The organism is Pedobacter sp. SYSU D00535 (genome assembly GCF_017355855.1).
Lineage (GTDB): Bacteria > Bacteroidota > Bacteroidia > Sphingobacteriales > Sphingobacteriaceae > Desertivirga.
This window is the reverse complement of sequence record NZ_JAFEWD010000009.1, coordinates 1-3,635: the sequence shown is the minus strand read 5'-3', so window position 1 is coordinate 3,635 and position 3,635 is coordinate 1. Positions and strand designations below refer to the sequence as shown.

The 3,635-nt window shown below is 40.1% G+C and carries 5 protein-coding genes; 1 reads left to right on the top strand and 4 read right to left on the bottom strand.

Annotation, left to right across the window (positions count from 1 at the left end):
- Positions 1-62: 62 nt before the first annotated feature.
- A complete protein-coding gene (locus tag J4N23_RS16255; RefSeq protein ID WP_207428799.1) occupies positions 63-1,124 on the top strand; it encodes an IS110 family transposase in 1,062 nt (353 codons plus the stop codon).
- Between the two features lie 309 nt (positions 1,125-1,433).
- Here the strand turns inward: J4N23_RS16255 and J4N23_RS16250 are convergent, their stop codons facing one another.
- The 4 genes from J4N23_RS16250 to J4N23_RS16235 form a co-directional block, all read right to left on the bottom strand.
- Positions 1,434-1,751, bottom strand: coding sequence for a hypothetical protein (locus J4N23_RS16250; protein ID WP_207428798.1), 318 nt, complete (start codon positions 1,749-1,751; stop codon positions 1,434-1,436).
- 178 nt (positions 1,752-1,929) lie between these two features.
- Positions 1,930-2,436, bottom strand: coding sequence for a hypothetical protein (locus tag J4N23_RS16245; protein WP_207428797.1), 507 nt, complete (start codon positions 2,434-2,436; stop codon positions 1,930-1,932).
- Between the two features lie 145 nt (positions 2,437-2,581).
- The gene (locus J4N23_RS16240; protein WP_207428796.1) at positions 2,582-3,094 is read right to left on the bottom strand and encodes a hypothetical protein; all 513 of its coding nucleotides are present in this window, start codon (positions 3,092-3,094) and stop codon (positions 2,582-2,584) included.
- A 138-nt stretch (positions 3,095-3,232) separates the two neighbouring features.
- Positions 3,233-3,616, bottom strand: a complete 384-nt coding sequence (locus J4N23_RS16235; RefSeq protein WP_207428795.1) for a hypothetical protein — start codon at positions 3,614-3,616, stop codon at positions 3,233-3,235.
- Positions 3,617-3,635: the final 19 nt, after the last annotated feature.

The window sequence follows — 3,635 nt, the reverse complement described above, 5'->3', positions numbered from 1 at the left end:
GGGCATAATTTAAAGCATCCATGTAAAAGCAGTAAATTTAAGTAACCATAAACTGCGAAATCATGGACACAAAACTTACTGCTTTACCAAAGCTATTCATTGGTTTAGATATTCACAAGAAAAGTTGGTCAGCACATTTTCGAACAGATATTAGCGAACACAAAACGGTTACTATGCCTGCAGAGCCGGAAACGCTTAGCCATTACGTCGAAGCGAATTTTGCAGGCTACCAGGTATCTCTGGTTTATGAATCAAGCTGCTGTGGCTTTTCCGCTTCTCGTTACTTTTTAAATCTGGGATGGGAAGTTCTGGTGGTCAATCCCGCCGATATTCCACGCATGAACAAACAAAGCTTTCAGAAAACGGATAAAATTGATTGCCGGAATTTAGCCAAACAATTGCAAGCCGGACAGCTCAGAGGGATTTATATTCCTACCGAAGATCAGGATTTTTTGAAATCACTCTTGCGCCAGCGTGCCCGCCTTACCCGCCAGCTAAGGGACGCAAAATCGGCCATAAAAAGTCTTCTATTGTATTCTGGTATCAAAGTACCCGAGCAGTATGATAATCCGAACTGGAGTAAGGACTTTTTAAAATGGATTGCAGACCTTAGCTGGCCTTACCAGACAGGTAAACTCTGCATGGAGAGTAAATTGCGGATGTTCGGATACATCCACCAAGAGTATTTACAGCTTTCAAATCAGCTTCGGGCGTACTGCCGGAAGCATCATAAAAAGGATTATTATCTCTTAAAAAGCATTCCCGGAGTGGGAGGTTTTCTGGCTGCAGCCATCCTTGCCGAACTGGGCGACCTGAGACGGTTTAATAATGAGAGTCAGTTTGCATCATTTATCGGCCTAGTTCCCTGCATTAAAAATTCGGGAGGAAAGGAGAATGTATTTGGCGTAACACCGCGTTGCAGGCCCTTATTAAGAAGCTATATTGTAGAAAGCGCCTGGATTGCTTTGAGGAAAGATCCACAGATGCTGGCCTATTATCGTACTCATGCAGGTAAGAACGCCAAAGGAATTATCATCAAAATAGCCCGAAAGCTTCTCAACAGAATGCTCTCAGTTATAAAAAATGAACAGCCCTATAAAATTAATTTTTCTAAGGCTGCTTAACCATAGTTATTAAAGCTCAAAAAAGTGAAGGCAGACTACAAAACATCGTGGGTGAAGAATGCTGATTCTGTCACATTTTAAAGCAGGTAGCCGCCTTTTTATTCATTGAACCTAACGGGTGCTGGTAGATAGCCTTTGCTATACTACACATAGGAGTAGGAGCTTAATGATTAGTAAATCTTAACGGATTCCGTTTTATTAACGGTAGACCAAAGGTCAACCATTAATAAAACGTTATAAAAACCTTTTGCGATTAACACTCGTTCTATAAAAACTGCTTTACATAGGACATAGTGTTAGCGGTAGTAGCTATTTATAGTAGTTTGCCTCGTGTCTCAAGTAAATCAAATTTTTTAGGTGAGTCATATTATTTGTTATTGATGTCGTCTTTATTATTTCTTTAAGCAGAAGTTGGGGAAAGTCGCCAATTACTTCGGCAGCTGCCATTTTCATTAGTTCGAAGTCGTCCTCAGTCGCTTTCTCGTCAAAAATACATTGCCAACGAAGTTCGTTACCCTGGACCTCTACAGAAACGGAACGTAAAACAGGAGTAATCTCTCCCCATAGTGCTCTCAAGCTACTTAGTTGTAATCTTATGTCGATGGTTTCTTCGGATTCAGTTGCCATGTGTCAGTCGGAATGGTTGTTGGTCTTGTGCTATTACCGCTAACGGCCGTGGCTAAGAGTTGTGCCGGAATAGAAATCACTTCCGCCTCTGCCTGCACTAAAGTAACTAAAAAGCAGAAAACTGCGAACAGCAGTTCCGCCGGCATAACTTTTAGCTGGTGTTATGCCCCAGTTGTTTTTATTTGTCCTCCAAGTCTCTTAATGCTGATTGTGCATCTCTTAGGAAGTCCATTTTATAGTAGTCAAGCTTCTTTAGCTTTAATTCGAGTTCTTCCTTATTCCACTGGTCGTATTCCGATGGGATAAGAAGGTCGTCTAAAACACTTTCATATCCGAGTCCCAGTTTTATGGGTAATAGTTCCTCTTCTGTAGAGTTATACAAGTTTCTAAGCTTTCTCGTGGCAAGTACTAAATCAATTTCATTATTAACTATTTTGAATAATAGCATTCTTGTCCTCCAGATATTAAACTTCTGAGAATCTAAGTAAGGTATTATCTTCTTTTCAAGTTCATAGAGCGAATCTTTATGATTATAGTCAAGAGATATTAGGTCGGAATATAAATCAGCTGTTAACTCCGTTTCAAGTCTTGATTCATTCTTGTAAATCCACTCCTTAAAGTCCTTGATTGATAAGTCTCGATTTAATAGCTCGAAAAATTTTATCTCGGTCTGGTCGTTGAGCATGTCTTGTTTTTACAATTGGGCATAACGGTTAAGGCTTGTTGCAGTTGCGGCATAAATTGCACGTCACTTTCAAGCCAGCACTAAAGTAGTAGAAAGCTGTGAAATAGCATAACCCACGTCACCCGCAATTGCAACAGAGCCTGTGTTACCTGCTGCTACTTTTAATCCCGAGGTCATTCAATATAGTTCTTGAATATTCCTCTAATCCATTTCTCGAAAACCGGAGCGAAATATATGAAGAGCCGGCCACTACAGTCCATGCTATAACTACTATAATTATCGCTTTTGAAATTTCATTCCTCAGTGAAATGAGGATAAACGCAGAAAACAGCAGCAGAAAAAATGAAAACAAGCAAGAACCTAAGAGCAGAGTATATTTATTGATAGGTTCAATGGTGCATTTAATTTTTGTTCCATTTTCATCCTCAAACAGGTCGTAGTAAATAATTCCAATACTTTTGAAAGGGTTAAGAACAGACGGCGTTCTTTCAACCTCAATTCGGTCTCCTTTTATCTTAAAGCTTCCATAATCGACTAAGTCCCACTTGAAAAGGCTATTGTCCGCCTTTTGAGCTTTCCTCTTCTGTAATAGAGCCGTAATAATCTCCTCCTTCGATTTATTAGTCAGATGGTCGTGTTGCTTCTGAAGGAGTTGCATGTCGTTTGTAGTTGCAGGTAACGGTTAAGGGTTTAAGTTGTGCCCGATTATTGGCAGTCACCTGTCGCCCAGCACTAAAGTAGTTAAAAGGCAGAAACTTTCAGAACCACTTCGCCCGGGCATAACTTAAACGCGATGTTACCTGTAGTTAATCTTATAGTACTCTATTCCGTCGATTATAACTTTGTCTTTTGACAAGAATTCAATAGTCCCAATTGTCTGTCCTGCTATTGATGTCAGCTTAATCACGACATTGTCGCTTTTCTTTAATAGTTCAAAAGTCTCCGGGTTCGACTCGGTCATTATACTCCCGTCGTTTTGCTTAGTCCCATTAATTCTTAGCCCTCTAAAGTCTTTGATGAACTGATATTCACTGGTCGTGATTTCGCTATTCTGGCACCACACTCCATTTAAATACTTTTTCGTGCTATCAAGTGATGTTAGGTCTGTCGAGTCGGTACTTTTGGAGGTACAGCTGCTTATTAGGCTAATCGATAAAAGTCCGATAAGGCGCCTGGTCATGGTTTTTTTTAATTACAGG